We start from the raw sequence: 26,853 nt of genomic DNA, 5'->3' as shown, positions 1-26,853 counted from the left end.
GGACGGCGGATGTGAATCCGCCTCCTACTCGATTTAAAGCTATAACTCCACAGGGGGTATTTGTGCGATCTTCGCGCCATTCGCTTGCTGGAGTTGCTTGATGCCGACATTTCTCACCGATCACCCACTGCTCTGTGCCCTGGCCCTGGTCCTTATCGACATCTTTTTGTGGCGGTTGATTTCAGCCAGTGGCAGCAACTGGAAACTGGTGGTGCGGCTGGTGATTTTCTCGTTGTTCAGCGCGCTGCTGTTCAACGAGGGCATGAACCCGATGGAAACGCCGCCGTGGCCGGAGAATGTGCCGTTGCACCTGGCCGCGACCGGTCTGCAGATCGGTTGGTGGTTGTTCGGCGCGCGGACCCTGACGGTGCTGCTCGGTACCCTGATGATGCAGCGGGTCGGGCACACCGGGCGGTTGTTGCAGGATTTGCTCGGCGCGGTGATTTTCCTGATCGCGATCATTGCGGCGCTGGCCTACGTGCTCGATTTGCCGGTCAAGGGTGTGCTGGCGACTTCCGGGGCGGTGGCGATCATTGTCGGTCTGGCGCTGCAAAGCACCCTTAGCGATGTGTTCTCCGGCATCGTCCTGAACGCCACCAAGCCCTATCAAATCGATGACTGGATCTCGATCGATGGCACCGAAGGTCGGGTGACCGATATCGACTGGCGGGCGACGCGCTTGCAAACGACTCAAGGCAGCATGGCCGTGATCCCCAACTCCCTGGCGGCAAAAGCCAAGATCATCAATTTCAGCCGGCCCCGCGACATATTCGGTCTGTCCGTGAGCCTGCAGATCAGTCCCCATGCCCGGCCGCAAACGGTGATCGAAGCCCTGGAGCGCGCCATGCAGGGGTGTCGGCCACTGCTCGGCAGGCCAGCACCCAATGTTGCGCTGAAAAGCTCCAGCAGCGATGGGGTGGAATACGAAATCAGCGGGTTTGTATCGTCCATGGCTCAGAAGCGTGAAGTACGCAATCAGCTGTTCGATCTGGCGTATCGGCACTTGAGGGCGTCGGGTGTGAGCCTGTTGTCGACGGTGGAAAGCGCGACGCCGGCCAACTACTCACGGCCCCGGGCGCTGCTGGAAAGTTCGAATATTTTCTCGACCTTGCGTCAGGAGGAGAAAGACACCTTCAGCCAGAACATGACCCTGCAAACCTTCCGTGCCGGCGAGATGATCCTGGCCACTGGCGAGGTCAGCGATCATTTGTTCATTATCGAGTCCGGTGTGGTTTCGGTAGCCCTGAGCCGTGCCGGCACCAAGTTCGAAGCCGGGCGCATGGGGCCGGGAGAGGTGATCGGCGAGGCCGGGATCCTCTCCGATCAGGCCGTGATCGCCGATTTCTCGGCCAAGACCTTTTGCACCTTGTATCGCATCGAGAAGGAGTACTTGAAACCTTGCCTGGATGCGCGCCGCGATATCAGTGATGCAATGAAAAACCTGCTGGATTTCCGCCTGCACACCGCACACACCCTGACTCAGGAAGTGCCAAAAGTGATGGAGAAAAAAAAGGGCTTTTTGCAGTGGTTGCGCAGCAGGGCCTAGAGAGGTGGCCTGTTTATTGAGGGTGTCTGGTCTGACGCCTATCGCGGGCAAGGAGTAGGCGACTCGGTCTATCGGAGTCGTCGTTCCACCGATTGGTATCCTCAACTTCCAAAAAATTGGTTATTTGTGCAACTCACAGGCGGGGCTAACGTATCTACACCCCCACTTGTTATGGAGCACACCATGCAACCTCGTATCGATTTCTACACCGCTTCGCCGGATGCCTTCAAAGCCATGTTGGCGCTGGAAACTGCGGTATCGAAACTGCCACTGGAAAAAAGCCTGGTCGAGCTGGTCAAGCTGCGCGCTTCGCAGATCAATGGCTGTGCATTCTGCGTCGACATGCACACCGCTGATGCCCGTAAGGGCGGTGAAACCGAACGTCGTCTGTATGCGGTTTCGGTCTGGCGTGAAACGCCGTTTTTCACCCCGCGCGAACGTGCCGCACTGGCCTGGACCGAAGCCCTGACCCGACTCTCGGAAACCCACGCGCCGGATGAAGATTACGCACTGCTGAGCGCTGAATTCAGTGCCAGCGAAATGGTCGACCTGACCATGGCGATTTCCACAATAAATAGCTGGAACCGTCTTGCGGTAGGCTTTCGCAAGTTCCCGCAGGAATGAATCTGAGGCTCAATGAGCATCGGCAGACGGCGCGGCCGGTGGTTTGACCTTGCGCATCAAGGGCACCATCGCCGTGGCGATGATGAAGCAGGCCATGATCATCAGAAACGCGTCGCCATAGGTTTGTGTCTGGGCTTCGCGCCATGTCAATAGCCACAGTTGATGAAGGCTGGCGGTAACGCCCTGGTCGCCGGTCTGACCGAGGGCGGCGAAGTTACCGCCCACCTGCGTCAGCCACTGGTTCAAGGCTTCGTTGCTGCTATTGAGATGCTCGGCCAGTCGGGTGAAGTGCAGGTTGGTGCGGTCATTGAGGATGGTCGCGCAGGCAGCAATGCCAATCGCACCACCCAGATTACGCATCAGGTTGAACAACCCCGAGGCGTGCTTCAACCGAGACGGGGCCAGCCCACCGAGGGTCAAGGTCACGGCCGGCGGCACCGCCAATTGCTGGGCGATACCACGCAAGGCTTGCGGCAGTATCAATTCTCTGGCTCCCCAATCGTGGGTGATCGGGCTGAAATCCCACATCGACAAGGCAAACAGCCCCAGGCCGGTCATCATGATCCAGCGCAGGTCGATGCGGTTGGCCAGGAAGGCATACAGCGGAATCGCCATAATCTGGAACACCCCGGTGGAAAACACCGCAAGACCAATGTCCAGCGCGCCGTAGCCGCGTACCCGTCCGAGAAACAGCGGTGTCAGGTAAATGGTCGCGAAAAGGCCGATGCCAGTGACGAAGGAAAAGAAACAACCCAAGGCAAAATTGCGGTCTTTCAACGCCCGCAGATCAACGATCGGGTTGCCCACGTGCAAGCTGCGACCGATAAAGGCCAGTCCCGCCAACCCGGAGATCCATGCGGTCGTGAGGATGGTGCTGTCGCTGAACCAGTTCCAGCGCGGGCCTTCTTCGAGGGTGTATTCCAGGCAACCGAGAAACAGTGCCATGAAGACCATGCTCAGGTAATCGGCGCCCTTGAGCAGCGACAGTTCCGGCTCGTCGATTTTCACCAGCATTGGCACCGCCACCGCGACGAAAATTCCCGGTACCAGGTTGATGTAGAACAGCCAGTGCCAGGATGAGATATCGGTGATCCAGCCACCGATCACCGGGCCCAGGGTCGGAGCCAACGAAGCCACGGCGCCGATGGTCGCTGCGGCGATCACCCGTTGTTTGCCGGTGAAGAAAAAGAACGCGGTGGTGAACACCAGCGGGATCATCGAACCGCCGAGAAACCCTTGCAACGCGCGGAAGGCGATCATGCTCTGGATGTTCCAGGCCGCGCCGCAGAGCAAGCTGGCCAGGGTGAAACCGACCGCCGAGACGCAAAACAGCCAACGTGTGGAAAACACCCGAGAAAGCCAGCCCGAGAGCGGGATAACAATGATTTCGGCGATCAGGTAACTGGTCTGCACCCAGGCGGTTTCGTCGGTGCCGGCCGAGAGCCCGCCACCGATGTCGCGCAACGACGCCGAGACAATCTGGATATCCAGCAGAGCAATGAACATACCGATGCACATAGTGGCGAAGGCGAACACCTTGGTCGCGGTCGCCATGGTACTGGCATCGAAGGGCTGAGCCCGGGCAGCGAGGGCGCGACTCATGGTGCGCTGGCCTGGGCGACGGCCGCCGAGGGTTCTTTATGTTCGGCTTTCGTATCGACTGACGCGGTCACCGAAAGGCCCGGACGCAGTTGGCCCAGCACTGCGTCAGCCGGATCGAGGATGATTCGCACCGGCACGCGCTGGACGATTTTAGTGAAGTTGCCCGTAGCGTTTTCCGGCGGCAACACGCTGAACTGTGCGCCAGTCGCCGGGGCCAGGCTGTCCAGGTGGCCGTGGAACTCCCGACCGGGCATCACATCAGCGTGGATACTGACCCGCTGGCCGGGAACCATGAGTCTGAGCTGATCTTCCTTGAAATTGGCATCGACCCACAGGCCGCTGGCCGGTACCACCGAGAGCAGTTGCGATCCGGCCTGGGCATAGGCGCCCACCCGCGCCCGACGGTTGCCGATCACGCCATCTGCAGGCGCGCGCAACTCGGTGTAACCGAGGTTCAATCGGGCGATATCCCGCTCGGCCTGGGCTTGCATCAACGCCGCTCTGGCCTGCTGTTTCTGAGTGGCGATCACGTTCAACTGGCGCTGGGTGGCGAGCAGTTCAGCCTGCGCCCGGGCGCTGAGGGCTTGCGCGGTTTTGAAGGTGGCGTCTGCCCGTTGCGCACTCTCCACAGACACTGCGGAACTGCCGACCAGGCGTTTGTAGCGCGCATTGTCGTCGCGTGAGCGCGACATCTCCGCGCCCGTGGCATCGATCCCCGCCCGGGCCTGATCAATCACCGCGTGTTGCAGTTGTTCGGTGGCGTCGAGGTTGGCCAGCAAGGCTTCTTCGGCAGCTACCGCACCCTCGGCCTTGGCCAGGCTGGCGCGGTAATCCCGTGAGTCGAGACGGATCAGTACGTCACCGGCATGCACCTGTTGGTTGTCGGTCACCAGCACTTCTTCGATGTAGCCGGCCACTTTCGGCCCGATCACCGTGACATCGCCGCCGATGTAGGCATCGTCGGTATCTTCGATAAAGCGCCCGCTGGTCCACCAGTGCAGGCCATAGAGCCCGATCAGCACCAGCGCAGCGGCGGCCAGAATCATCAGCATCAGGCGCTTGAGCAGTGCAGGCCTGGGTGGGTTCAGTGCGGTAGCGATTCCGGGCTCTTCAACTGCAGTCATGCTGGTCATGGCAGGGTACCTGTCGGATCAGATAAATATTACGCGTGTAATATGATGCATGTAATATTGGCTCGCAAGCGAAATTTCCTGCCAGTCGTCAGGTGGGTTTAATACAACGGTTGTTTGAAGCGCGTCAGGAGCGCAGCGCCTGGTTGAACAAGCGCTTGCTCAGACGAAGGTTGAACGGGGACTGGATGCTGACTTTCAGGTACTACGCCAACCGGGAAAGAAAAATGCGCGGGATCTGCATGATTCAATACTCGGGTTGTTCAGCACCGACCACCAACACACTACAAGGCATCTTGTAGAGCAGGTGCTCTGCCGTACTGCCGATAAGTTTGTCCAGGCCATGCGGGCTCACTTTGCCCATGACGATGACATCGACGTCATGGGTGTCGGCATAACTGGCGAGGACCTTGGCCGGATTGCCCATGATCAGGTGGCGCTGCCCGGTCGGTATGCCGTTGCGTTCGGCCAACGCGTTGAAGGCCTCATCCTGAATGTCATACATGGTCTTGGCCATGCTTGAGGAGAAGAAGGATGAACCGCTGGCAAAGCCGAACTCTGACGAGGTGATCGATGACAGGTCATAGGCGTACAACACATCGATTTCGGCGTTGCATCGCATCGCCAGTTTCACCGCTTCGCGGATGATCCGGTCATTGAAGCCCGGGTTCTGGTCACTGTGATGGAGGGGGTCCACCGCTGCGACGATCTTGCGCGGCAAGGCATGACGGGTATTGCTCACAAAATGCAACGGTACAGGGCACTGGCGCATCAGGTGCACATCGAGAGGCGTGAACATGATCCGCGTCAACAGCGACTCGTGCTCCAGGGCCTTGATCAGCATGTCCATGGGTTGTTCGTTGAGGTGGACAAGGATTTCTTCCAGTGGACGTTCGACCCATGTCACTTCGGTGGTCACATCAACACCAATTTTGCGCAGGGGCCTGGCCTGTTCCTCAAGCCACTGGCGGTGCCGCCCGACGTAGCCCAAACGCATTTGCTCCAGCGCTTGCTCATTGACCAGGCCCGCTGTCGCCAGGCCCTCGAGATAATCAAAAGCCACGATGTGCAGCGCTGCACCTTCGGCCCTGGCCAGGGCGGCGGCCCTGTCGAAGGCTGCGCTGTGCTGCATCAATGGCGAAGTCACCAGCATGAAGCGTTTTTGTCTGGACATGACAAACCTCCCAAACAGTAAAGACAGCGGTCCCTCAGGGCCGTGACTGGACATCAAGTGGCAAGACGATTATCTGATCATGCCGCCAGTACGAGCAAACGGGTTGATTGGCATCAACGTCAGCCGGGGTGTCCGACGTGTGGTCGGGGATGAAGCGCCCGGTAACTGACTGGCGTTCAGGGCGTCAGTACGAGCGCCCCTTTGAACTGTCCTTGTCGCAGGCAGGCGAGGGCGGTATTGGCATCTTTCAGAGCAAAACAGGTGACATGGGAGCGAATGGGGGTATGACGAAATTCGGCGAAGAACGCCTTGCCGTCCTCGCGGGTCAGATTGGCCACCGAACGCAGTACTCGTTCACCCCACAGCAGTTGATAGGGAAAAGCCGGAATATCACTCATATGAATGCCGGCGCAGATCACACAGCCGCCCTTGATCGTCGCGGCAAGGGCCAGTGGTATCAAGGCCCCGACGGGGGCGAATATCAGCGCGGCGTCCAGCGGTTGCGGTGGCGGTTGTTCTGAAGACCCGGCCCAGACAGCGCCCAGTTTTCTGGCGTAATCCTGGCCTTGTGTGTCGCCAGGGCGGGTGAAGGCATACACCTGCTGGCCACGTGTTAGCGCGATTTGTATGACCAGATGAGCGGCGGCGCCAAAACCATAGAGACCCAGTCGCCGCGCTGTCCCCGCCAGCCGCAAGGCGCGATAACCAATCAGCCCGGCACACAGCAACGGAGCAGCCTCGACAGGCGGCAGCGCGGCTGGAATGGTGAGGCAAAAGCGCGCATCGGCGAGGACGTAGTCGGCATAACCTCCATCGAGCTGACACCCCGTGAAAAGTGCCCGATTACACAGGTTCTCCCGTCCTGCCAGGCAGAAAGCACAGTGTCCGCAGGCCCAGCCTAACCAGGGAACGCCGACCCGTCTGCCGATCCAGTAAGGTGCCACTTGCGAGCCGACCGCCACGACCTGACCAACAATTTCATGCCCCGGAACCCGCGGCAGCACCGCTTGAGGGAGCTCGCCGTCGAACAGGTGCAGATCAGTACGGCAGACACCGCAGGCCAGCACCTTGATCAGCAATTGATGGGGGGCAGGTGTCGGGACTGGACGCTCTTCCAACTGCAACGGCTGACCAGGGGAATGTAAAACCATGGCGCGCATGACCATTCTCCAGAGTAAGTGATATTAATCACTGTAGTTCGCAGGAGCAGACCGAACGAGAACCCTGGGGACCGGAGGCTACGGTGGTAAGCGCCGCACATCGCTGCGGCCGTCAATGCTCGCGTAACCGGGGAACATAGGCTTGGACGCATCAGTCAAACACTATGTGGGTATGTATGAAGCCGGTATCGGGGGCATACCACCTGGAGGAGGTTATTAAATGATTCATTATTCCTCTCAGCAAACGACCTTGCATGACCGGGCTGCTGCCGGTCGTAGCCTGGTGGAGCCGCTGCTTAAATACAGCGCAAAACCCGATGTCATTGTCCTCGCCTTGCCCCGAGGGGGTGTCCCGGTGGCCTATGAAGTGGCCACAGCCCTGGAGGTTCGCCTGGACCTGATGCTGGTCCGCAAGCTCGGCGTTCCTTCTCACCAGGAGTTCGCCATGGGTGCCATTGCCAGCGGTGGCATACAAATAGTGAATGAGGATGCGCTACGGGCTAACCACATTGATCAACGCACACTCGAGGCCGTGGCCGCACGGGAAGCGCAGGAGCTGCTGCGCCGCGAGCGCATCTACCGGGCAACGCGTCCGCCCGTGGCGTTGCAAGACCAGGTGGTGATTCTGATCGATGACGGGCTGGCCACAGGGGCTTCAATGATGGCCGCAGTACACGCCGTGCGCCTGCAAAAACCGGCACGCATCGTTGTCGCTGTACCGGTGGCGCCACTGGAGACCGCGGAGGCGCTGCGTAGCGAAGTGGATGAGCTGGTTTGCCCGCTCACCCCCGAATGGCTGATGTCGATCGGCAGTTGGTACGCGGATTTTTCCCAGACCCCGGACGAAGAGGTTATTGATTTGTTGCAACGCGCCTGGCAACGCGAATCGAATTCGGGGCAGGGAGTGCCTTAAGGCAGTCCAATGCTAAAGCCACAGCGTCGCAATCTGGAACTGGCGGACGTCGAGTTAGCCGCTGATTTGCGTTTGCCTGCAGCCGCAGGCGGATTGGTGGTGTTCGTCCATGGCAGTGGCAGCAGTCGCTCGAGCCCACGTAACCAGCAGGTTGCACAATCTCTGGCCCAGCGCGGTCTGGGCACGCTGCTGTTCGATCTACTCACCGAGCAGGAACAACACGTGGACTACCTGACCGGAGAGTTGCGCTTTGATATCGCGCTGCTCTCCAGACGACTGGTGGGTGTGATCGACTGGATAGGGCACAGGGCTGAATTGAAATCGTTGCGCATCGGGCTGTTCGGCGCGAGCACCGGGGCCGCAGCGGCGTTGTTGGCAGCGGCGCTGCGCCCGGACGTGGTGCATGCCGTGGTCAGCCGGGGAGGGCGGACCGACCTGGCCGGGGCAGCGCTGGCCCTGGTGAAGGCACCCACCTTACAAATCGTCGGAGATCAGGACCCGACGGTGCTTGGCCTTAACCGCCAAAGCGCCCTGGCCCTGCAGTGTGAGCACCGGCTGGACGTCATCGCCGGAGCCACCCACCTTTTTGAAGAACCAGGAGCCCTGGAGAAAGTCGCCAGCCTGGCTGGCGACTGGTTTGAGGTGTATCTGCACACGCCGGCAAAAAAAACGCCCGAATGAGCCAAACCTTGGAGCACGGCTTGCCGACGATGGCGATCTCAAGGACGCCATCGCCGGCAAGTCGTGCTCCTACAGGTGTGCGGATATCACACACCAAACGGAAAGGTTTCGTCCTCCGGTTCCAGTTCCTGGCTTTTCGGCAGGTGCAGTGCGGTCACCGGTTGCGTCTGTTCAATCCAGACCATGGCGTCGAATTGCTCGGCCAGCACCGCCTGGAAGTAGTGGCTGGCGAGCTCGCTTTCAGGTCGGTAAATCACCCCAATGGCCCGCTCCAGCAGTGGCTCGCTGAGGGCCTGGCGCAACGCTTCTCGCTGAGGATCGCGCCAGTCGGTCAATGACGCAGCGATGCCCGCCTCAAGGAACTGATACTCCCAACTGTCCGTTCGAGATGGCCGGATGTCCTTGATGTGCATGTCGCCATCCCAGTCATCGGCCGCCGCCACCTGGCCGCGGTCGGTGCTCATGCCGATCAGCACGACGTCGCGCCCATAGGCGCTGCGGCACAGCTGACCGATATTGAACTGGCCCTTCCAGCCCATCTGTGTGGCGGCGGCATTGCCGATATGGGAGTTGTGCGCCCACACCACGGCCCTGGCTTGAGGGCCACGATGCTCGAGCAGCGCACACAAGGTGTCGAACATATGCCTGTCACGCAGGTTCCAGGAGGTGGTCGAGCCTCGATAAATCGCTCGGTAGTATTGTTCCGCCGCCCGAACGACCTGGGCGTTTTGCGTGGCATTGAAGAAAGCTTCGTCGTCCTGGATAAGCCCGGCCATTTGTTCGGCCAATATGGCATTGAGCTGCTCGATCACCGCTTGCTCACAAGGCATGACGCCGCCGCGCTCGACAAAATGGCCATATAGCGCAGGATCATCCTGCCAGGGTGTCAGACAGCCATAACGCTGTCGTGCTTCGTGCGCAAGCTGAGGGTCGCCCAGGTCCAGGTAGTTCAAGACCTCGCGAATGGAATTGCGCAAACTGTAAACGTCCAACCCGCGAAACTCGACACGCAGCTCGGAGGCTTTCTGGCTGTTGTGCTGATGAAGCCAGTGGGCGAAAGCCCTCACATCGGTATTGCGCCACATCCAGGTCGGGAATCGGCTGAAGATATGACGTTTCCAGGCCGAAGGCGCCAGCCCGCGGACGTAACGGTCAACGTGGCCCGCATCCGGCCAGTCCGCTTCGACGGCAACAATATTGAACCCATGCTGCTCAATCAGCCGTTGGGTGATGGCCGCCCGGGTTCGATAGAAGTCGCTGGTGCCATGGCTGGCCTCACCGATCATCACCACACGAGCATCGGCGTAACGGTCGAACATCTCGCCGAAGGTCTGCGAATTCAACGCCGGCAGCTCCTCAGCGTACTGGCGTAACAAGGGGACAATGGAGGTCTGCACCCCGTTGGCACGGGAGCCGGGAAGTTTCTTCGAGAAGTCCTGGAAAGATGGGCTCATGAGCGTCATTCCGATGAGAGTGGATTGCCCGACGTGCAGCGCTCTGGGGCATCACGTCGACTGCCGGGGCAGCGCTGACTTGAGGGGCATTAGCGCGGGGAATTCTTCAGGCGTCAGGGTTTCCTTTTCCAGCAAGAGTCTGGCGCCGGCATCCAGATCAGCCCTACGGTCCTCAAGCAACGCCTTGGCGCGACTGTAGGCTTCATCGAGCAGGGCTCTGATGCCGAGATCGATTTCCCGCGCGGTTTGTTCCGAGTAATCCTTCTCCCCCCGATTCAACATGTGTTCGCCCAGGAAAGTGGGGGTCTGTCGCTCCAGCACCGACTGCCCGAGCTCCGTACTCATGCCGAAGCGGGTAATCAGTTGCCGGGCGATATCGGTCGCCCGGGTCAAGTCGTCCGCCGCTCCCGTGGAGATCTGGCCATAGGCGATGTACTCGGCGGCCCGCCCGGCCATCAACACTGCGATGCGGTCCTTGAGCATCTGACAACTGATCAGAAAGTGATCTTCGGTCGGGCGTTGCAGGGTATAGCCCAACGACCCGATAGCGCGGGGAATGATCGAGACCTTGTGCACCGGATCCATTCCCGGCAAGGTGCTGGCGGCCAGCGCATGGCCCATTTCGTGATAGGCGACCACCAGACGTTCTTGTGGCTGCAGCAAGCTGCTCTTGCGCTCCACTCCGGCGACGATACGCTCCACCGCAGCGGTGAAATCATCGAGGCTGACCGCCTGGGCACCGCGACGGGTTGCGACGATAGCGGCTTCATTGATCAGATTCGCCAGGTCCGCGCCGGTGAAGCCGGTAGTGATCTCGGCAATGCGCCCGCAGTCGACGCTGAGCTCAACGGTGATTTTCTTGATATGCACTTTGAGAATCTCGAACCGGCCCTTGCGGTCCGGGCGATCAATGACGATCTGACGATCGAAGCGGCCGGCCCGCAGCAGCGCCGGGTCGAGGACTTCCGGACGATTGGTGGCGGCCAGCAGAACCACGCCTTCGCGGGGATCGAAGCCATCGAGCTCCGCCAGCAGTTGGTTGAGTGTCTGCTCTTTTTCGTCGTTGCCACCGAACGCACCGATCCCCCGCATCTTTCCCAGGGCATCCAGTTCGTCAATGAAAATGATGCAGGGTGCCGCCTGACGAGCCTGTTCGAACAAGTCGCGGACCCGGGCGGCGCCAACGCCGACGAACATCTCGACGAACTCGGAGCCGGAGATGGAGAAAAACGGAACCCCGGCTTCACCGGCGATGGCCTTGGCGACCAGGGTTTTACCGGTTCCGGGAGGGCCAACCAGCAAAGTCCCTTTGGGGATGTGGGCACCCAAGCGGGTGTACCTGGCCTTGTCTTTCAGAAACGAGACAATTTCCACCAGCTCGGCCTTGGCTTCGTCAATACCGGCTACATCGGCGAAGGTCACGCCCGTATCGCGTTCGACGAATACTTTGGCCCGCGACTTGCCGACACTCATCAGGCCACCAAGGCCCTGCTTCTCGGCAAGGCCGCGAAACAGAAAAAGCCAGACGCCCATGATCATGATAAAGGGCAGGAACCAGCCGAGCAGATTGCCCAGAAAGGTGTTTTCGTTGACACCGGAAAAACCGACGTCTGATTGAGCGAGTTCTGCCGCCAGGGTTGGGTCGACCCGCACTGTGCTGAACAGGTTATGACCGTTGATAGGCTCTTGCAGCTTGCCGTTGATTTGGTCCTTGGTGATGCTCAACTCGCTGACCTTATGCTCGTTCAGCAACTGCAGGAACTGACTGTAAGGGATCGACTCGACGGCAGCGCGTCCGGCAAACAGGAACTGCGCCAGTGTCAACGCGACGAAGGTGATGAGGAAGTATGAAAAATTCCACTGATCGGTCTTCTTCATGGTCTGGGCTCGAGAGTGAACGATGCATGTGAGCAACGACCCTGTGCAGTGCTACGCAGAGTCGTTCTGCGCCCTACACTTGAGTATTGGTTAAAATTTTAGACCTGCTGTCAGTCGATCAGTTTTATGTATATCGAGCGGGCGCCCTGTGGTTTGCCCGCAGCAGCTGCCGAAGGTTCGGGCCGTGTACGGACGATCTTTTGATCCTCGGTCAGAACGCGATCCTGGGTGAGTGCTGAAAAGATCGCAGGCTGCGCCAGCGCCTGCAAAGGGGAAACCCAGAAAAAGCCCCTTGCCAGGTTTTTCTGGCAAGGGGCCAATGGGCACGCGGTTTTAGTCGGCTTTAATTCGCACAATTTTTTCCGGTTTTATGGCCTCGGCTTTTTTCGGCAGAGCCACCGTCAGCAAGCCTTTGCTGAAATGCGCGTCGATCTTGTCGACATCGACCCCTTTGGGCAGGTTGAAGACCCGCTCGAATGAGCCGTAGCTGCGTTCAGTGAGGTGATAGCCCTTCCTCTGTTCTTCCCTGTCTGCTTTCTTTTCGCCTCTGATGATCAGGCTGCCATTGGACAGTTTGATCTCAATGTCCTTCTCATCCATACCGGGAAGTTCGGCGGTGATTTCGTAGCTTTTATCCTGCTCGGCAATGTCCACGGCGGGCATGCCACGACCGCTCATCTCCCGATTCCAGAATGGCTCGACATCAAAGAGGCCGCGGCTGAACGGCTCGACATCGAAGAGGCTACGGCCGAGCGGCGAAAGCGCCGAGCCTCGACCGAAGTCTTCGAACAAATTGTCGACCTGTTGGCGCAGCGCGTCGAAGGGACGCCAGAGATCCTTGCTCACTGATGGCTGGCTGGTCTTCTGTTCGGTGCTGATCGGCATTTTTTTAACGGTAGACATATCATTTCTCCTCTTGGATGACTCGAGCTGGACTGCGAATGTCCGGGTCGCATGTCCACGTCGAGAGAGGCAATCAGGGGATATCAACGCCCTGTGGCGTCAGATTCCCCGCCACCGTATCCAGGTAGCGAATGCTGCTTGTGGTACGGGTATATAAACTCCTTTTGCACTTATAAGCATAGGCGCGCCAGAGGTCTGGATCATTCCAACGGGGAGGCAGGCGAGAAAAACGCGACGAGCGGATAGCGGGCTTCAAAAAATCAGATCGTTTTGTTGATTCGCCAGGGGCTTCGCAGAAGCGTTGCAGTCGAGTGGAGCGCTCTAAAGAGTGCAACGCTGGAGTGCGCATGCTGGTGAAGCCTGTTGGTGAGTGCCGGTGTCGGGGTGAACTGTAGGTGGAGACGTTAAACAGGGCTGTAAATCCGTGGCGCGCTTCGGTGGGGGACGTGGATCAAGTTGAGGCGGTGCTTGATTGCCCACTGCACGGTCAATGCGGTGGGTGCCGACAAGCTGACCAGCGTGCCAAACTTCGCCCTTACCGCTTTGTGAATAAGCTCCAGGCTGCAGCGGCTAGTCACTACCGTGAAGCCACAACGTGCATCGATCTGTGCATGCTGCATAGCGCCTATCAATTTATCCAGCGCGTTGTGGCGGCCGATATCTTCGCGGCACAAGAGCGCCGAGCCGTGAGTGTCGAAGTACAGCGCCGCATGCAGCGCGCCACTGCTGCGTGCCATTATTTGAGCCTGTTCGATGCGCTCACGCAGTCCGCTGAAGTGTTCCGCGAGAGGGAGGGGAACAGGCTCCAGAATGTCCAGTTGCGGAAGTGCCTGCTCCAGCGCTTCCACACCACACAACCCGCAACCACTGGTACCCGCCATTTGCCGGCGATGATTCTTCAGTGCCCAGAAGGCGCGACTGGAGATCTGTACATCCGCCTGACAGGCCTGGTCGAAGTGCGAGAGACGGATGTCGTGGATTTCGTTCAGATTTTCAACAATATCGTTACTCACGCTGAAACCCCGGATGAAATCCTCGATATTGCCGGGTGAAACCATCATCACGGCCTGGCTCAGTCCGTTGTACGTAATGGCCAGGGCGATCTCGGACGCTAACGCAGCCTGGGAGACGGGTGCGCGCGTATCGTATTCTCGATAGGTGACGTTCAGAGGCTTTGGCGCAGGTGCATTCGCATCGCTTTGCTCAGATGATTGTTCGACTCGGCAAGACATGACAAAACCCTCGAATCAGCTCTTTGCGGCAAATAGTTTTCTGGCTTCAGCAAAACACTTCTCGGCGATTGCCGAGCGAGGTTCGGTTTTGCGCATCACGAGACCCAGTGGCGCGAGAACACTTGCATCTGGAAGGTTGATAAAGGCCAGATTCTCAATCGGGTTTTCCAGACCATTGTTCAGCGGCATGATCGAGCAGCAAAAACCTTCGTGAATCGCCTGGAACAACTGATAAGTCGAGTCGGTTTCGAGTATTGGCTGTGGGTCTAGCCCGCGGCTGCGGAAACTCAGATCAACGGATTTTCGATAGTGCATGCCATTGCTGATCGTCCCCAATGGCAGCTCGGCGGCATCTTCCCAGCTCATTTCTGTTCCTTCGAAATGGAAGTGGCGAGTGTCGTACAGCAAGCCGACGCGGGTCTCTCCTATTTCGAAAAAATCCAGATAGTCCGGACTCACATGATCGAGATAACAGATGCCCAGATCCAGTTGGTTGTTACCTATGCCTTCGATGATTCGGTCTGAGCTCATGGATGACAGGCTGAATTTGAGCTCTGGGAACGTATGGGAAAGCCCCTGAACGTAGCTGATGGGATTAAAGCCGCTGAGAGGCACCAGACCCAGACGCAAATTGCCGACTAACTGACCGCGACACGCGGCGGCTTCGGCGAACAGCCCGTCATGTGCGGCGAGCAATGTTCTCGCCCATGCCAGCACGCGTTCACCCGCCTGGGTGAAACCTTCAAAGCGCTGGCCTCGGGTGACCAGCTCCAGACCCAGTTCATCTTCAAGATTGCGCAAGCGCATGGACAGCGTCGGCTGAGTAATGTGGCAACGAGCAGCGGCCTGCCCGAAGTGTCGAGTCTGTTCCAGCGCAATCAGGAACTTGAGTTGTTTGATGTCCACGATGGCACCTGCTGAGGGAAGTATGTGATGTAAGTATTAACACAGGAGTCCAGGACGCATGGATTGTTTGAAAAGTCCCGAACCGACCCTTTGGAGGAAACAGTGTGAACTTATTCAAATGACGCAGATAGCGTTTCGCAAAGCAGTTCCGGGGTGTTGAAATTACATAGGCGCGAGTCGTCCGAGGCGCACGACAACGCCCTCGGGTCACGTTTCAACAGCGCGCGTAACAGGCTTCGCTCTCCCTCATCCCAGTCTTGCTGCAAACCCTGTAGCAGCACCTTGGGAATCAAGCTGAACATGGGTTGCCATTGCCCGGCCTGCTGCACCATCAACGCTGAACCCGTCGCAGGGCGCGCCTCTAACAGAGCCCTGATCAGCGGCGCGTCAATGTTCGGTGCGTCGCAGGCGAGAATCAGTAGCCACGGATGGTGCGCAACAGCCAGTCCGGCCAGGACTCCCGCCAGAGGTCCCGGGAAATCCCTTTGTGAGTCCTCGACCAATTGATCGGCATAGGCTCGATAACTTTTTTCATTACGGTTGCAGGAGATGATCAAGTCATCGGTGAAGGGTCGTACTACAGCGTGTACATGCGCGATGAGCGGCTTCCCTTTCCAGGGCAGCAGCCCTTTATCCCGTCCCCCCATACGCGCCCCGCGCCCGCCAGCAAGTAGTAGCACTGAGCAGGGTACAGATGAAGCTGCAGTAGAGCAGGTAAGTGTCATGATTAAAAACACGGATAGTTGGGTGAGCAGACGATCTCACTGTTTATCTTGTCAGTCCAATCAGAAGTATTTAATGATCGATCGATTGACTCTATCAAAACCGAATTTAATTAGAATAAGGAATCACTGTGGATGAAAAAACCTTCGATAGACGCGCTCGATAATCTGGTCGGCCAGAGTGATTAGACAGTGACCGTTTTAGCGCTTTAGCCTCTAGCAATTGTTTTCATTATTGCCTGCCGGAGAATGACATGAGCGTTAAGTCGGATGCGTTATTTGTACCGTTGAATATTGCCGTGCTGACCGTCAGTGATACCCGTGAATATGCCAATGATACCTCTGGGCAATTGCTGGTCAGTCGATTACTGGAAGCGGGCCACACCCTGAGTGAACGCAACTTGCTCAAGGATGACCTGTACAAAATCCGGGCACAGGTCGCAAGCTGGATTGCCGACGAGGGGATTCAGGTCGTGCTGATTACCGGGGGCACCGGATTCACTGGCCGCGACAGTACACCTGAGGCGGTGACCTGTTTGTTGGATAAACAAATTGACGGCTTTGGAGAGTTGTTTCGGGCGATTTCTATCCTCGATATTGGCACGTCCACTGTACAGAGCCGGGCCTTGGCCGGACTGGCCAACGGCACACTGGTGTGCTGCCTGCCAGGTTCTACTGGCGCCTGTCGAACCGCGTGGGAAGGCATTCTTGCCGAGCAGTTGGATGCACGCCACAGGCCGTGCAATTTCGTGCCGCACCTCAAGCCTGTGCAAGTCTGCGGGTCACGGGGATGAGTCAGTCACCGCTGATGCCTGTGGAGGAGGCCATCGCCAGGCTGCTGGCCATGGCTGAGGCCCAACGTCTCGATGATAGCGAGTCAGTACAGCTGAGTGATGCACGGCAACGGGTGCTGGCCAGTGACCTGGTGGCGACCCTGGATCTTCCGCCTTGGCCGAATAGTGCCATGGACGGTTATGCCTTGAATGTGGACGACTGGAGCGGACAGCCACTAGCCGTATCCCAACGAATTTTTGCCGGTCAGGCCCCCGAAGCGTTGCTACCGGGGACCTGTGTACGAATCTTTACCGGAGCGCCTGTCCCCGAGGGTGCCAACAGTGTAGAGATGCAGGAGAACGTCGAGCTTTTGGATGATGGCCGCGTCAGCTTCAACCAGTCACTGACAGTTGGCCAGAATATTCGACCGCAAGGCCAGGAGAACCGTGTCGGGCAGGTTTTGCTCCCTGCCGGCAAACGACTGGGACCTTTCGAGTTGGCCATCGCAGCGGCGCAGGGATGTACGCATGTGCATGTCGTACGGCGCCCACGGGTCGCGCTGCTCTCCACAGGCGATGAACTGGCCGAACCGGGTATGCCCTTGAAGCCCGGCTGTATCTACAACAGCAATCGCACCTTACTGAGCCACTGGTTAAGTGCATTGGGTTGCGACGTAATCGATGCAGGTATTCTCCCCGACCGGCCGCAGCAGACGCGCCTCAAACTCGAACAGTTGCAACACAATGCGGACTTGATACTCACCACCGGTGGCGTGTCCGCAGGTGACGCCGATTGTCTCGGGCAGGTGCTGCGTGAATGCGGTAAACCGTTGTTCTGGAAGCTGTCCATAAAGCCGGGTAAGCCACTGACGGTGGGACACTTTGGCACAGTGCCGGTCATCGGTCTGCCAGGAAACCCGACGTCGGCTCTAGTGACTTTTGGGCTATTGGCCCGGGCTTACGTGTTGCGCATCCAGGGTGTCGAAGACGTCACACCATTGAGCTTCCCGATTAGCGTCGGTTTTGACTGGCCTAAAGCAGGAGGCCGCAGGGAGTACCTGAGAGCCAAATTGGAGGAGGGGCGAGCCGTACTCTATCCGAACCAGAGTTCAGGCGTGTTGCTGGGCGCATCCTGGGCTGATGGCTTGGTCGAGATTCTGGAGGGCTGTGCGCTGCAGGCAGGTGACACGGCACGGTTTATTCCGTTCTGCGACTTGTTTTAGAGCGCCCCATCCACCCCTCAGCCATTTGGACGGGGTGGATTCCTTTTGCTCACTCATCACTACCTTCCCAGCGACTTGCTGCCAGCCGATCACTCTCTCTACTGCATACCCAACGGTCACCGGATCGGGTTTCTTCACGTTTCCAGAAGGGTGCTCGTGTTTTCAGAGAGTCCATTAAAAAGGCGCAGGCATCAAAGGCAGCCTGTCGATGTTCGCTGGCAACTCCGACAAACACGATGGGGTCGCCGACGTTCAAAAGACCCACGCGGTGAACTATTTTCACTTTTTGAATAGACCACCTTTCATTGGCCTGGTCGACGATGAGTTGTAATGACCGCTCTGTCATTCCTGGATAATGCTCCAGGAAGAGGTTGCTTACCTTTTCCCCCTGATTGATATCACGGACATAGCCAACGAAGGTCGCCACTGCCCCAACGCTATAGTCTTCGGCGTGCAAATTGCTATTCAGTTCACCTAAGTTGAACGCCTCAGCCTGGATCTGAATAGTCATCACTCAACCACCCGTCACTTGGGGGAAGAAGGCGATCTCATCGAACTCTTCAATGGAGGCGCCGAGTGTACATAACTCCTGGTTCAGCGCGCACATGAGGCTGGTTTCACTGAGTACTTGCTCCCAAACCTCTCCTCGGGTGATCAGGAATTTTCTGACATCGTCAATGCTTCGCAATGACGCGTTCAGAGCAATTTTTTCTCCGCCAATACCGAGTTGCTCTCGATAACGCGCAAAGTAGTTGATGAGAATCATTGAGCGGCACCTGCTTCAAAGTGACCTGATCTTCCGCCCTGTTTTTTGAGCAGCTGAATTCTATCAATGATCATCCCTCGGTCGACGGCTTTGCACATATCGTAGATAGTCAGAGCCGCAACACTTGCAGCAGTGAGAGCTTCCAGCTCAACGCCTGTTCTGCCGTTAAGTCGGCAGGTGCTCACAATTCTTACGCTATCGGGCTCGACAGTCTTCACCTCGATGTGAATTGAGCTGAGCATCAATGGGTGGCATAAAGGGATGAGTTCATGGGTTTTTTTCGCCGCCATGATCCCTGCGATTCGAGCGACCGCAAACACATCACCTTTGGGATGCCCATTGTGTTGGATAAGTTTCAACGTAGAAGGTCGCATACGTATCCAGGCCTGTGCTTGAGCTTCACGGTTGGTCGGCTCTTTTTCGCTGACATCGACCATATTGGCTCTGCCCTCGGCATCTAAATGAGTCAGCGTCCCGGAATCGGGTTGTTTGAATTCATTCATGTTTATCCTCCACCCCTGCGGGTGCTTAATGAGTAGGTTGTGCTAATCAGTTCAGCACGAAGTCCACGGGCTGAAGTATGGGAGGGAGTTCTGTCGCACCCAGGGCGTCAAGCACCTCACGTTCGATGTTGCGCACGATGGCATTCGTTGGAAGGTCGTTTTCATCTTGACCAAAGGGGTCTTCCAGTTCGTCGCCAATAGCATCCAGCCCAAAAAACGTATAACTCACAATGGCGGTGAAGACTGGCGTTAGCCAGCCCAGTGGCTCGGCCATCGCAAAGGGCAACAAAATGCAAAATATGTAAATTGTCCTGTGTAGCAAGAGTGTGTAAGGGAAGGGGAGTGGAGTACTTTTGATACGCTCGCAGGTCGTTTGCGTAGTGGTCAGATTGGTCAAATGATTGGCCATCAGCGTGTAACGCCATTCGCTGATGTGGCCTGATTCGGCGAGTGTTGAGCACTGTTGGCCGACTTGACGCAGAATCCTTTCAGGGATGTTAGGTGTATTTGAAGAGGGTAACTGGCTAAGCCACGTACCCGCTGCACTGAGCTCGTCTTCTTTGCGAAGTCTGGCGTTCAGCGCATGGGCAAACCCGCAGAGATTTCGCAACATCATGCTGCGTTGCTGTTTGTCTTTAATGACCTGCGTTTCCCGGATCATCGAGCGTACGTCCATCACCATCGCACCCAGCGCTTTGCGCGCTTCATACCAACGGTCGTAGCAGGCGTTGTTACGGAAATTCATGAAGATTGAAAGTGATAACCCCAACAGCGTGAAGGGGGTGGCATTGACCTTTGAGAAGTACGCAGGATGGAGTGTTTCGACCAGGACAATAGCGGAGGCCAGGAGTGTCACCAGAAGGCTTCGCAGCGCGATACGCTTGGCAATCGAGCCTTTGAGTGAAATCAGAACATTGATCAGATTAGGTTTGGCTCTAACGATCATGGGAAGCAGCCTTCTAGAGAATAATGATGTGAAAGCCGGGCAGGCTATCCGCCCGTCATGTTCATAAAACGGACAACTTGCACGTCATCATTGAGTTCAAAGTGGTGTCGGTACGGCTTGATTTTCATCGCCTCGATGATTGCCTTCTCCAGGCGCTCCGGCTCTCCTGGGTGGCGGCGAAGCACTTCCTTCAGGTCGACGGAATGTTCATTGCCCAGGCACAGCAGGAGTCGGCCTTCGACGGTTAACCGAACACGATTGCAGGTAGCGCAAAAATTGTGGCTGTGGGGCGAGATAAACCCCAGGCGAATATGCGGCGCCTCAGCCAGGCGCCAATAACGCGAAGGGCCTTGGGTCGATTCCGCGGAGTCGATGAGCGTGTAGCGTTCGGCAATACGCTCGCGCACGTGCGCGCTTGAAAAGAACGCCCCTGCACGGCTGTGCTCGCTGATTACACCCAGTGGCATCTCTTCGATGAAGGAAATGTCCAGTCCACGATCAATCGCAAAGCCAACGAGATCGTTTATCTCGTGATCGTTGCGCCCTTTCATGACGACGCAGTTGAGTTTGGTATGTTGAAAACCTGCTGCATTCGCCGCGTCAATACCGGCGATGACGTTAGCCAGATCACCCGTGCGGGTCAGTTCGCGGAAGCGATGGGTATCGAGGCTGTCGAGACTGATGTTAAGGCGCTTGAGCCCCGCATCGAACAAGGGTGCCGCGAGCTTGCCCAGCTGTGAACCGTTTGTGGTCATGCACAGTTCACGCAGCCCCGGCAGCGCTGCAATGCGTTCACACAGCGCTACCACGCCGGGGCGAATCAACGGTTCGCCACCGGTCAGGCGGATTTTTCGGGTGCCCAGCGCCACAAAGCTTTCAGCTAGCTGATAGATCTCTTCCAGCGTCAATATTCGTTGTCGCGGCAAGAATTCCATGTTCTCGGCCATGCAATAAACACAGCGGAAATCGCACCGGTCGGTCACAGACATTCTGAGATAGTCGACTCGCCGAGAAAAACTATCCATCAAAATTCGATCTGACATCACAACCTCCATCAGCGATCCAGGTGTATCAGCCATGGCGCCGGTTTTGGAAGACCACTGTTACATAGGGCCTTGATGACCCAAGACTAAGGTCATTTAAAGTGGCCGTCTAATCACTATTAACAACTGATTGATCAATGGAATCTATTGAGCAGGAAGTGGCTCGGATTCTCGCTGTCTTGAATTTGTAATTGATTGATTTTTAGTGATTATTTTCTTGATAGATCCTTTCGATGATCTGGTCATTATTTGCAATTAGACAGGCATGTAATGCGCGGAATAGTCTTGCTTCGTACCCCTGAATTGGGCCCGTGAAGTAATTGAATGCGAATAACCTGTCGCTAAATAAAGTCGCATTTTTATAGGCGCACAAAAACAGAAATTAACAATGACTTGACATCAGGCTACCGCCTACGTGCACGTCTTGGAGAAGTATCATGAGCGAAGTTGAACGTTATAAACCGTATAAGGGGGCGGCCGCAGGCTGGGGCGCGCTGATTGCTGTTACCAGGAACTGGTTGGGCAGCGAAAATGCGTTCAAGAATATTCGAGCCATGCTCAAGACCAACCAGAATGGCGGATTCGACTGCCCGGGCTGTGCGTGGGGCGAATCGCCGGAGAGTGGCATGGTCAAGTTCTGCGAAAACGGCGCCAAAGCGGTCAACTGGGAAGCCACCGGCCGTCTGGTCAACCCGGCGTTTTTCAACAAATACACGGTGTCGTCGCTGGCGGCGCAAAGTGACTATTGGCTCGAATACCAAGGGCGCTTGACTCACCCCATGCGCTATGACGCCTCCGCTGATCGTTACGTCGAAACCAGCTGGGACGATGCTTTTGCCTTGATCGCCAAACACCTGAAAGGGCTGACGTCGCCTGATCAGGCCGAGTTTTACACGTCCGGCCGGGCCAGCAACGAAGCGGCTTACCTCTATCAGCTATTCGTTCGTGCCTACGGCACCAATAACTTCCCTGACTGTTCGAACATGTGCCACGAGGCGAGCGGCCTGGGCATGGGTGACAGCGTCGGCGTGGGGAAGGGCACAGTGACGTTCGATGATCTGGAGGAAGCCGACGCCATTTTCGTCATCGGCCAGAACCCAGGCACCAACCACCCACGGATGCTTGAGCCACTGCGCGAAGCGGTGAAGCGGGGCGCGCAGGTGATCTGTTTCAACCCACTGAAAGAGCGGGGTCTGGAACGCTTCCAGCACCCGCAGCATCCGCTGGAAATGCTCACCAACGGCTCCGAACCCACCTCGTCCGCGTACTTTCGTCCGGCATTGGGCGGCGACATGGCGGCTATGCGCGGCATCGCCAAGTTCCTGTGGCAGTGGGAGCGTGAAGCGCTCGCGAACAACAGCGAGGCGGTGTTCGACCGCGCGTTCATCGCTGAGCACACCTCGGGCCTGGAGACCTACCTGGCCGAAGTCGACGCCACGACCTGGGAGCATATCGTCGAACAGTCCGGCCTGACTCTGGCGGACATCGAACTGGCTGCCCGCATGTACCGCAGAGCCACGCGGGTCATCATGTGCTGGGCGATGGGGGTGACCCAGCACACCCACTCGGTGCCGACCGTCCAGGAGATCGTCAATGTGCAGTTGTTGCGTGGCAATGTCGGTCGCCCGGGTGCAGGGCTGTCGCCGGTGCGCGGGCACAGTAACGTGCAGGGCGACCGCACCATGGGCATCAACGAGCTGGCACCCCCTGAGTTTATTGACGCGCTGGAAGCGCGCTTTGCGTTCAAGGTTCCGCGCAAACACGGCCACAACACGGTGATGGCGATTGCTGCAATGGAAGAGGGGCGCTCGAAAGTATTCATCGGCCTGGGCGGCAACTTCGCCCAGGCGACCCCCGACAGCCCGCGTACTCATGCCGCACTGCGCAACTGCGACCTCACGGTGCACATCGCCACGAAGCTCAATCGCAGCCATCTGGTCACCGGCCGCGAGGCCCTGATTTTGCCGTGCCTGGGGCGCACCGATATCGACATGCAAGAGGAGGGGCCGCAAGGCGTTACGGTGGAAGACACCTTCAGCATGGTGCACATTTCCCACGGCCAACTGAAACCCAAGTCCGCGTTGATGCGTTCGGAACCGGCGATCATTGCCGGGATTGCCAACGCAACATTGGGTAAACACCCCATTGACTGGCTCTGGGCGATCGCAGATTACGGTCGCATCCGTGACCTGATTGCCGACACCATTCCCGGCTTCGAGGATTTCAATAAAAAGTTGCTGCACCCCGGTGGCTTTCACCTGGGCAACGATGCCGCCAAACGCATCTGGAAAACCGCCACTGGCAAAGCGCAGTTTGCCCCCAGCGTATTGCCGGAACACCTGGTCAGCGAAGGCGTGCGCAACCTGGACGTGAAACCGGATCTGATCCTGCAAACCATGCGCTCCCACGATCAGTACAACACCACCTTGTATGGACTGGATGATCGTTATCGCGGCGTCTACGGCATGCGCGATGTCGTATTCGTCAACGAGCAGGACATTCGCAAACTGGGTTACGAGCCGGGGCAAAAGGTCGACATGATCTCGCTGTGGGGGGATGGTCGCGAGCGTCGAGTGACCGGCTTTACCTTGATCGCCTACGACATTCCACCCGGTCAGGCCGCCGCCTATTACCCGGAAACCAACCCGTTGGTGCCGCTGGAAAGTTATGGCGACCGCACGTACACGCCGACCTCGAAGTTCATCGCCATTCGCCTTGAGCAGGCGAAGGCCAGCAACCTGATCCAGTCCTTCGGCGCTTGAGTCTGGCCGGGGTGGCGTGATTGCCGCCCCAGCCTCACCAGATCATTGGAAATCTGTTCGCTGCGAGCCGTGAGGCTCACTGCGGCCGGGCTTTGTATGCACGAGCATCGAGCCACTATGAGGGTATCGTCATGTTAAATCTGGAGGCGCTGGACCTTGCGCGAATTCAATTCGCGTTTACGGTCTCGTTTCACATCATATTTCCTGCCATCACCATCGGGCTTGCCAGTTTCCTGGCGGTCCTCGAAGGTCTCTGGCTGAAAAGCAACAACTCGGTTTACAAGGACCTCTATCACTTCTGGTCGAAAATCTTTGCCGTCAACTTCGGTATGGGTGTGGTCTCCGGGCTGGTCATGGCTTACGAGTTTGGCACCAACTGGAGCCGCTTTTCTGACTTCGCCGGGAGTATTACCGGGCCATTGCTGACGTATGAGGTGTTGACGGCGTTTTTCCTTGAGGCAGGCTTCCTTGGGGTGATGCTGTTCGGTTGGAACCGGGTAGGGCGCGGGCTGCACTTCTTTGCCACGGTGATGGTCGCCATCGGTACGTTGATCTCGACCTTCTGGATTCTGGCCTCCAACAGCTGGATGCAGACGCCACAGGGTTTCTCGATCGTGGATGGCCGGATTATGCCGATGGACTGGCTGGCCATCGTCTTCAATCCGTCGTTCCCTTTCCGACTGGCTCACATGGCCATCGCTGCGTTTGTGGCAACGGCGTTCTTTGTCGGGTCTTCCGCGGCCTGGCATTTGCTGCGTAAGCATGACACGCCTCAAGTGCGCAAAATGCTTTCGATGGCGTTGTGGATGGCGTTGATCGTGGCTCCGATCCAGGCCGTGGTCGGTGATGCCCATGGTCTGAATACCCTGGAACATCAACCGGCGAAAATTGCCGCCATTGAAGGGCACTGGGAAAACGTCGGTAATGAGCCGACTCCACTTGTGCTGTTCGGCATCCCGGACATGGGTGCCGAGAAGACCCGTTATGCGATAGAAGTCCCTTACCTGGGCAGTCTCATCCTGACTCACAGCCTGGATAAACAAATCCCTGCTCTCAAGAGTTTCCCTAAAGAGGACCGTCCCAACGCGACCATCATTTTCTTCAGCTTTCGGATTATGGCCGGGCTTGGAATGTTGATGATCCTCACGGGTTTGCTGGGTCTTGCCTTACGCCGTAATGGCGCGCTGTACCGCAATCGCCTGTTCCTGCGCCTGGTGTTGTTCATGGGCCCTACAGGTCTGATAGCAATGTTGGCGGGCTGGATCACCACCGAGGTAGGCCGTCAGCCGTGGGTCGTCTATGGACTTCTGCGCACTGCCAATGCGGCTTCCAATCACACGGTCACGCAGCTCAGCGTTTCGCTGGCGGTGTTTGTATTGATTTACTTCTCGGTTTTCGCGGTGGGCATCGGTTACATGATGAAGCTGGTACGCAAAGGCCCTCAGCCACATCACGAGCATCCGCCTCAGGGCGGTCCCGGTCAGGAGCGTACGCCACGCCGCCCCCTGTCCGCCGTCGCCGAGACGTTCGCGTCCGGCGATCACGTCAACTGAGCAAGGGGATTGATCATGGGCATTCAAGGTATAGATCTGTCGTTGATATGGGGCGTCATCATTGCCTTTGGGGTGATGATGTACGTGATCATGGATGGGTTCGATCTGGGGTTGGGCATCCTGTTCCCGCTCATCCCGGATAGGCAGGAACGCGATGTGATGATGAACACCGTAGCGCCTGTCTGGGACGGTAACGAAACCTGGCTGATACTCGGTGGGGCGGCACTTTACGGCGCGTTTCCCTTGGCCTACTCGGTGATTCTGGAGGCGTTGTATCTGCCACTGATTTTCATGCTGGCCGGGTTGATATTTCGCGGCGTGGCGTTTGAGTTCCGGTTCAAGGCCAGCCCGGAAAAGCGCCACATCTGGGATATGGCCTTTATCGGTGGCTCACTGCTGGCAACGTTTTGCCAAGGCATCGTGATTGGCGCTTATATCGCTGGAATTCCGGTGGTCAATCGTGAGTTTGCAGGCGGCACCCTGGACTGGCTGTCACCCTTTCCATTGTTCTGCGGTCTGGGGCTGATCGTCGCCTACGCGTTATTGGGCAGTACCTGGCTGCTGGTCAAGACCGAAGGCATGCTTGAGTCACGCATGCGTCATTACACCCGACCGCTGGCGTTCGTGCTGACGGCGGTGGTGGCGGTGCTCTGTATATGGACACCGTTGCTGCATCCCGAGATTGCGACGCGCTGGTTCACACACGCGCATATCGTGGTCTTTGGCGGGTTGTTGATCCTCGGTGTGCTGGCGCTATTCGGGCTGCTTGGGACGTTACGCCAATATCATTCTCACTGGCCCTTTGTGTTCACGTTGGCGCTGGTATTTCTGGGTTATATCGGCCTGGCATTCAGCATCTGGCCGAATATCGTACCGCCCTCCATCAGTTTGTGGGAGGCCGCATCGCCGCCTTCAAGCCAGTTGTTCATTTTGATCGGCACGTTGTTCATTCTGCCAATCATTCTGATGTACACATGCTGGAGCTACTACGTGTTCCGCGGCAAAGTGAGGATCGGCGATGGCTACCATTGACAGCGAAAACGTCCGGACCGCTGAAGTATCGGCTACGCAAAGCGAATCCGCCCCTTGGTATCGACGGGTTCTTTGGTTGATCGCCATTTGGTTCGGCAGTGTTATTGCACTGGGGGTAGTGGCCAGCTTGTTCCGGCTGATGATGCATATGGCCGGAATGACCACTCATTGATCGCATGATTTCATGCCACGAATGCCCGGCGCGATCTCTCGCGCCGGGCACTTTTTTGTCTGCGTTTGATCGTTCCCGCGCTCTGCGTGGGAATGCCGCCCTGGACGCTCCGCGTCCATGTGACGCAGAGCGTCACCGGGATGCGTTACCACGCA

At 57.6% G+C, this 26,853-nt stretch carries 25 protein-coding genes; 10 read left to right on the top strand and 15 right to left on the bottom strand.

Going from position 1 to position 26,853, the window contains the following annotated elements; genetic code table 11:
• Nucleotides 1-100: 100 nt before the first annotated feature.
• Together AC07VR_RS18985 and AC07VR_RS18980 are read left to right on the top strand one after the other, a co-directional pair.
• The gene (locus AC07VR_RS18985; protein ID WP_495012184.1) at nucleotides 101-1,546 is read left to right on the top strand and encodes a mechanosensitive ion channel domain-containing protein; all 1,446 of its coding nucleotides are present in this window, start codon (nucleotides 101-103) and stop codon (nucleotides 1,544-1,546) included.
• Between the two features lie 183 nt (nucleotides 1,547-1,729).
• Nucleotides 1,730-2,170: a carboxymuconolactone decarboxylase family protein gene (locus AC07VR_RS18980; RefSeq protein WP_495012183.1), complete on the top strand. Its 441-nt coding sequence runs from the start codon at nucleotides 1,730-1,732 to the stop codon at nucleotides 2,168-2,170.
• Nucleotides 2,171-2,179: 9 nt separating this feature from the next.
• Here the strand turns inward: AC07VR_RS18980 and AC07VR_RS18975 are convergent, their stop codons facing one another.
• From AC07VR_RS18975 to AC07VR_RS18960, 4 genes are all read right to left on the bottom strand, one after another.
• Nucleotides 2,180-3,772 (bottom strand): DHA2 family efflux MFS transporter permease subunit, encoded by a 1,593-nt coding sequence (locus AC07VR_RS18975; RefSeq protein WP_495012182.1) that lies wholly within the window; start codon nucleotides 3,770-3,772, stop codon nucleotides 2,180-2,182.
• Nucleotides 3,769-4,905, bottom strand: coding sequence for an HlyD family secretion protein (locus AC07VR_RS18970; protein ID WP_495012181.1), 1,137 nt, complete (start codon nucleotides 4,903-4,905; stop codon nucleotides 3,769-3,771). The genes AC07VR_RS18975 and AC07VR_RS18970 overlap by 4 nt, the downstream gene beginning before the upstream one ends.
• A 244-nt stretch (nucleotides 4,906-5,149) precedes the next feature.
• Complete coding sequence (locus tag AC07VR_RS18965) at nucleotides 5,150-6,076, bottom strand: universal stress protein (protein WP_495012180.1); 927 nt, start codon at nucleotides 6,074-6,076, stop codon at nucleotides 5,150-5,152.
• Between the two features lie 176 nt (nucleotides 6,077-6,252).
• Nucleotides 6,253-7,236 (bottom strand): zinc-dependent alcohol dehydrogenase family protein, encoded by a 984-nt coding sequence (locus tag AC07VR_RS18960; RefSeq protein WP_494994160.1) that lies wholly within the window; start codon nucleotides 7,234-7,236, stop codon nucleotides 6,253-6,255.
• Nucleotides 7,237-7,456: 220 nt separating this feature from the next.
• On the opposite strand from AC07VR_RS18960, the gene AC07VR_RS18955 reads away from it, so the two are divergent.
• Together AC07VR_RS18955 and AC07VR_RS18950 are read left to right on the top strand one after the other, a co-directional pair.
• A complete protein-coding gene (locus tag AC07VR_RS18955; protein ID WP_495012179.1) occupies nucleotides 7,457-8,149 on the top strand; it encodes a phosphoribosyltransferase in 693 nt (230 codons plus the stop codon).
• Between the two features lie 9 nt (nucleotides 8,150-8,158).
• Nucleotides 8,159-8,830 carry a dienelactone hydrolase family protein gene (locus AC07VR_RS18950; RefSeq protein ID WP_495012178.1) on the top strand — a complete coding sequence of 224 codons (672 nt, stop codon included), beginning with the start codon at nucleotides 8,159-8,161 and terminating at the stop codon, nucleotides 8,828-8,830.
• A gap of 86 nt (nucleotides 8,831-8,916) precedes the next feature.
• On the opposite strand, the gene AC07VR_RS18945 is transcribed toward AC07VR_RS18950, so the two are convergent.
• From AC07VR_RS18945 to mobA, 6 genes are all read right to left on the bottom strand, one after another.
• Complete coding sequence (locus AC07VR_RS18945) at nucleotides 8,917-10,284, bottom strand: erythromycin esterase family protein (RefSeq protein WP_495012177.1); 1,368 nt, start codon at nucleotides 10,282-10,284, stop codon at nucleotides 8,917-8,919.
• A gap of 51 nt (nucleotides 10,285-10,335) precedes the next feature.
• Nucleotides 10,336-12,162, bottom strand: a complete 1,827-nt coding sequence (ftsH, locus tag AC07VR_RS18940) for an ATP-dependent zinc metalloprotease FtsH (protein WP_494994156.1) — start codon at nucleotides 12,160-12,162, stop codon at nucleotides 10,336-10,338.
• A 333-nt stretch (nucleotides 12,163-12,495) separates the two neighbouring features.
• Nucleotides 12,496-13,065 carry an Hsp20/alpha crystallin family protein gene (locus AC07VR_RS18935; RefSeq protein ID WP_495012176.1) on the bottom strand — a complete coding sequence of 190 codons (570 nt, stop codon included), beginning with the start codon at nucleotides 13,063-13,065 and terminating at the stop codon, nucleotides 12,496-12,498.
• Nucleotides 13,066-13,469: 404 nt separating this feature from the next.
• On the bottom strand, nucleotides 13,470-14,297 hold the full coding sequence (gene fdhD / locus AC07VR_RS18930) for a formate dehydrogenase accessory sulfurtransferase FdhD (protein ID WP_495012175.1): 828 nt from the start codon (nucleotides 14,295-14,297) through the stop codon (nucleotides 13,470-13,472).
• Between the two features lie 15 nt (nucleotides 14,298-14,312).
• The gene (locus AC07VR_RS18925) at nucleotides 14,313-15,203 is read right to left on the bottom strand and encodes a LysR family transcriptional regulator (RefSeq protein WP_494994153.1); all 891 of its coding nucleotides are present in this window, start codon (nucleotides 15,201-15,203) and stop codon (nucleotides 14,313-14,315) included.
• 110 nt (nucleotides 15,204-15,313) lie between these two features.
• A complete protein-coding gene (gene mobA / locus AC07VR_RS18920) occupies nucleotides 15,314-15,928 on the bottom strand; it encodes a molybdenum cofactor guanylyltransferase MobA (protein ID WP_495012174.1) in 615 nt (204 codons plus the stop codon).
• 251 nt (nucleotides 15,929-16,179) lie between these two features.
• On the opposite strand from mobA, the gene moaB reads away from it, so the two are divergent.
• Together moaB and AC07VR_RS18910 are read left to right on the top strand one after the other, a co-directional pair.
• Nucleotides 16,180-16,719, top strand: coding sequence for a molybdenum cofactor biosynthesis protein B (gene moaB, locus AC07VR_RS18915; RefSeq protein ID WP_494994151.1), 540 nt, complete (start codon nucleotides 16,180-16,182; stop codon nucleotides 16,717-16,719).
• A complete protein-coding gene (locus AC07VR_RS18910; RefSeq protein ID WP_495012173.1) occupies nucleotides 16,716-17,921 on the top strand; it encodes a molybdopterin molybdotransferase MoeA in 1,206 nt (401 codons plus the stop codon). The genes moaB and AC07VR_RS18910 overlap by 4 nt, the downstream gene beginning before the upstream one ends.
• 49 nt (nucleotides 17,922-17,970) lie before the next feature.
• Here AC07VR_RS18910 and moaE read toward each other — a convergent pair whose 3' ends face one another.
• The 5 genes from moaE to moaA are packed head-to-tail and all read right to left on the bottom strand — an operon-like array spanning nucleotide 17,971 to nucleotide 21,179.
• Nucleotides 17,971-18,432 carry a molybdopterin synthase catalytic subunit MoaE gene (gene moaE / locus AC07VR_RS18905; RefSeq protein WP_495012172.1) on the bottom strand — a complete coding sequence of 154 codons (462 nt, stop codon included), beginning with the start codon at nucleotides 18,430-18,432 and terminating at the stop codon, nucleotides 17,971-17,973.
• A 3-nt stretch (nucleotides 18,433-18,435) separates the two neighbouring features.
• Entirely contained in the window at nucleotides 18,436-18,687 is a 252-nt protein-coding gene (locus AC07VR_RS18900) for a MoaD/ThiS family protein (RefSeq protein ID WP_494994148.1), read from the bottom strand.
• The gene (moaC, locus tag AC07VR_RS18895; RefSeq protein ID WP_495012171.1) at nucleotides 18,684-19,190 is read right to left on the bottom strand and encodes a cyclic pyranopterin monophosphate synthase MoaC; all 507 of its coding nucleotides are present in this window, start codon (nucleotides 19,188-19,190) and stop codon (nucleotides 18,684-18,686) included. Before moaC ends, AC07VR_RS18900 begins: the two co-directional genes overlap by 4 nt.
• Nucleotides 19,191-19,236: 46 nt before the next feature.
• Nucleotides 19,237-20,136: a bestrophin family protein gene (locus AC07VR_RS18890; RefSeq protein WP_495012170.1), complete on the bottom strand. Its 900-nt coding sequence runs from the start codon at nucleotides 20,134-20,136 to the stop codon at nucleotides 19,237-19,239.
• Between the two features lie 44 nt (nucleotides 20,137-20,180).
• Nucleotides 20,181-21,179, bottom strand: coding sequence for a GTP 3',8-cyclase MoaA (gene moaA / locus AC07VR_RS18885; RefSeq protein ID WP_494994291.1), 999 nt, complete (start codon nucleotides 21,177-21,179; stop codon nucleotides 20,181-20,183).
• Between the two features lie 437 nt (nucleotides 21,180-21,616).
• On the opposite strand from moaA, the gene AC07VR_RS18880 reads away from it, so the two are divergent.
• The 4 genes from AC07VR_RS18880 (at nucleotide 21,617) to AC07VR_RS18865 (ending at nucleotide 26,698) form a co-directional block, all read left to right on the top strand.
• Nucleotides 21,617-23,941, top strand: a complete 2,325-nt coding sequence (locus tag AC07VR_RS18880) for an FdhF/YdeP family oxidoreductase (RefSeq protein WP_495012169.1) — start codon at nucleotides 21,617-21,619, stop codon at nucleotides 23,939-23,941.
• A gap of 131 nt (nucleotides 23,942-24,072) precedes the next feature.
• Entirely contained in the window at nucleotides 24,073-25,494 is a 1,422-nt protein-coding gene (locus tag AC07VR_RS18875) for a cytochrome ubiquinol oxidase subunit I (RefSeq protein WP_494994144.1), read from the top strand.
• A 15-nt stretch (nucleotides 25,495-25,509) separates the two neighbouring features.
• Complete coding sequence (gene cydB / locus AC07VR_RS18870; RefSeq protein WP_495012168.1) at nucleotides 25,510-26,526, top strand: cytochrome d ubiquinol oxidase subunit II; 1,017 nt, start codon at nucleotides 25,510-25,512, stop codon at nucleotides 26,524-26,526.
• Nucleotides 26,513-26,698: a DUF2474 domain-containing protein gene (locus tag AC07VR_RS18865; RefSeq protein ID WP_494994142.1), complete on the top strand. Its 186-nt coding sequence runs from the start codon at nucleotides 26,513-26,515 to the stop codon at nucleotides 26,696-26,698. The genes cydB and AC07VR_RS18865 overlap by 14 nt, the downstream gene beginning before the upstream one ends.
• The last annotated feature ends 155 nt before the right edge of the window (nucleotides 26,699-26,853 follow it).

This window comes from Pseudomonas sp. GW821-FHT02H09 (genome assembly GCF_059421425.1).
This window is presented reverse-complemented; position numbering and strand designations above follow the sequence as displayed.

Excerpts from the sequence above, each read along its gene's own strand:
- mobA (WP_495012174.1), bottom strand. The coding sequence starts at position 15,928 with ATGACACTTACCTGCTCTACTGCAGCTTCATCTGTACCCTGCTCAGTG.
- moaC (WP_495012171.1), bottom strand. The coding sequence starts at position 19,190 with ATGAATGAATTCAAACAACCCGATTCCGGGACGCTGACTCATTTAGAT.
- AC07VR_RS18875 (WP_494994144.1), top strand. The coding sequence starts at position 24,073 with ATGTTAAATCTGGAGGCGCTGGACCTTGCGCGAATTCAATTCGCGTTT.
- AC07VR_RS18900 (WP_494994148.1), bottom strand. The coding sequence starts at position 18,687 with ATGATTCTCATCAACTACTTTGCGCGTTATCGAGAGCAACTCGGTATT.
- AC07VR_RS18980 (WP_495012183.1), top strand. The coding sequence starts at position 1,730 with ATGCAACCTCGTATCGATTTCTACACCGCTTCGCCGGATGCCTTCAAA.
- AC07VR_RS18890 (WP_495012170.1), bottom strand. The coding sequence starts at position 20,136 with ATGATCGTTAGAGCCAAACCTAATCTGATCAATGTTCTGATTTCACTC.
- AC07VR_RS18950 (WP_495012178.1), top strand. The coding sequence starts at position 8,159 with ATGCTAAAGCCACAGCGTCGCAATCTGGAACTGGCGGACGTCGAGTTA.
- AC07VR_RS18960 (WP_494994160.1), bottom strand. The coding sequence starts at position 7,236 with ATGCGCGCCATGGTTTTACATTCCCCTGGTCAGCCGTTGCAGTTGGAA.
- AC07VR_RS18985 (WP_495012184.1), top strand. The coding sequence starts at position 101 with ATGCCGACATTTCTCACCGATCACCCACTGCTCTGTGCCCTGGCCCTG.
- moaE (WP_495012172.1), bottom strand. The coding sequence starts at position 18,432 with ATGACTATTCAGATCCAGGCTGAGGCGTTCAACTTAGGTGAACTGAAT.
- AC07VR_RS18965 (WP_495012180.1), bottom strand. The coding sequence starts at position 6,076 with ATGTCCAGACAAAAACGCTTCATGCTGGTGACTTCGCCATTGATGCAG.
- AC07VR_RS18910 (WP_495012173.1), top strand. The coding sequence starts at position 16,716 with ATGAGTCAGTCACCGCTGATGCCTGTGGAGGAGGCCATCGCCAGGCTG.
- ftsH (WP_494994156.1), bottom strand. The coding sequence starts at position 12,162 with ATGAAGAAGACCGATCAGTGGAATTTTTCATACTTCCTCATCACCTTC.
- moaB (WP_494994151.1), top strand. The coding sequence starts at position 16,180 with ATGAGCGTTAAGTCGGATGCGTTATTTGTACCGTTGAATATTGCCGTG.
- AC07VR_RS18935 (WP_495012176.1), bottom strand. The coding sequence starts at position 13,065 with ATGTCTACCGTTAAAAAAATGCCGATCAGCACCGAACAGAAGACCAGC.
- AC07VR_RS18970 (WP_495012181.1), bottom strand. The coding sequence starts at position 4,905 with ATGACCAGCATGACTGCAGTTGAAGAGCCCGGAATCGCTACCGCACTG.
- fdhD (WP_495012175.1), bottom strand. The coding sequence starts at position 14,297 with ATGTCTTGCCGAGTCGAACAATCATCTGAGCAAAGCGATGCGAATGCA.
- AC07VR_RS18955 (WP_495012179.1), top strand. The coding sequence starts at position 7,457 with ATGATTCATTATTCCTCTCAGCAAACGACCTTGCATGACCGGGCTGCT.
- AC07VR_RS18880 (WP_495012169.1), top strand. The coding sequence starts at position 21,617 with ATGAGCGAAGTTGAACGTTATAAACCGTATAAGGGGGCGGCCGCAGGC.
- AC07VR_RS18945 (WP_495012177.1), bottom strand. The coding sequence starts at position 10,284 with ATGAGCCCATCTTTCCAGGACTTCTCGAAGAAACTTCCCGGCTCCCGT.
- moaA (WP_494994291.1), bottom strand. The coding sequence starts at position 21,179 with ATGTCAGATCGAATTTTGATGGATAGTTTTTCTCGGCGAGTCGACTAT.
- AC07VR_RS18975 (WP_495012182.1), bottom strand. The coding sequence starts at position 3,772 with ATGAGTCGCGCCCTCGCTGCCCGGGCTCAGCCCTTCGATGCCAGTACC.
- AC07VR_RS18865 (WP_494994142.1), top strand. The coding sequence starts at position 26,513 with ATGGCTACCATTGACAGCGAAAACGTCCGGACCGCTGAAGTATCGGCT.
- cydB (WP_495012168.1), top strand. The coding sequence starts at position 25,510 with ATGGGCATTCAAGGTATAGATCTGTCGTTGATATGGGGCGTCATCATT.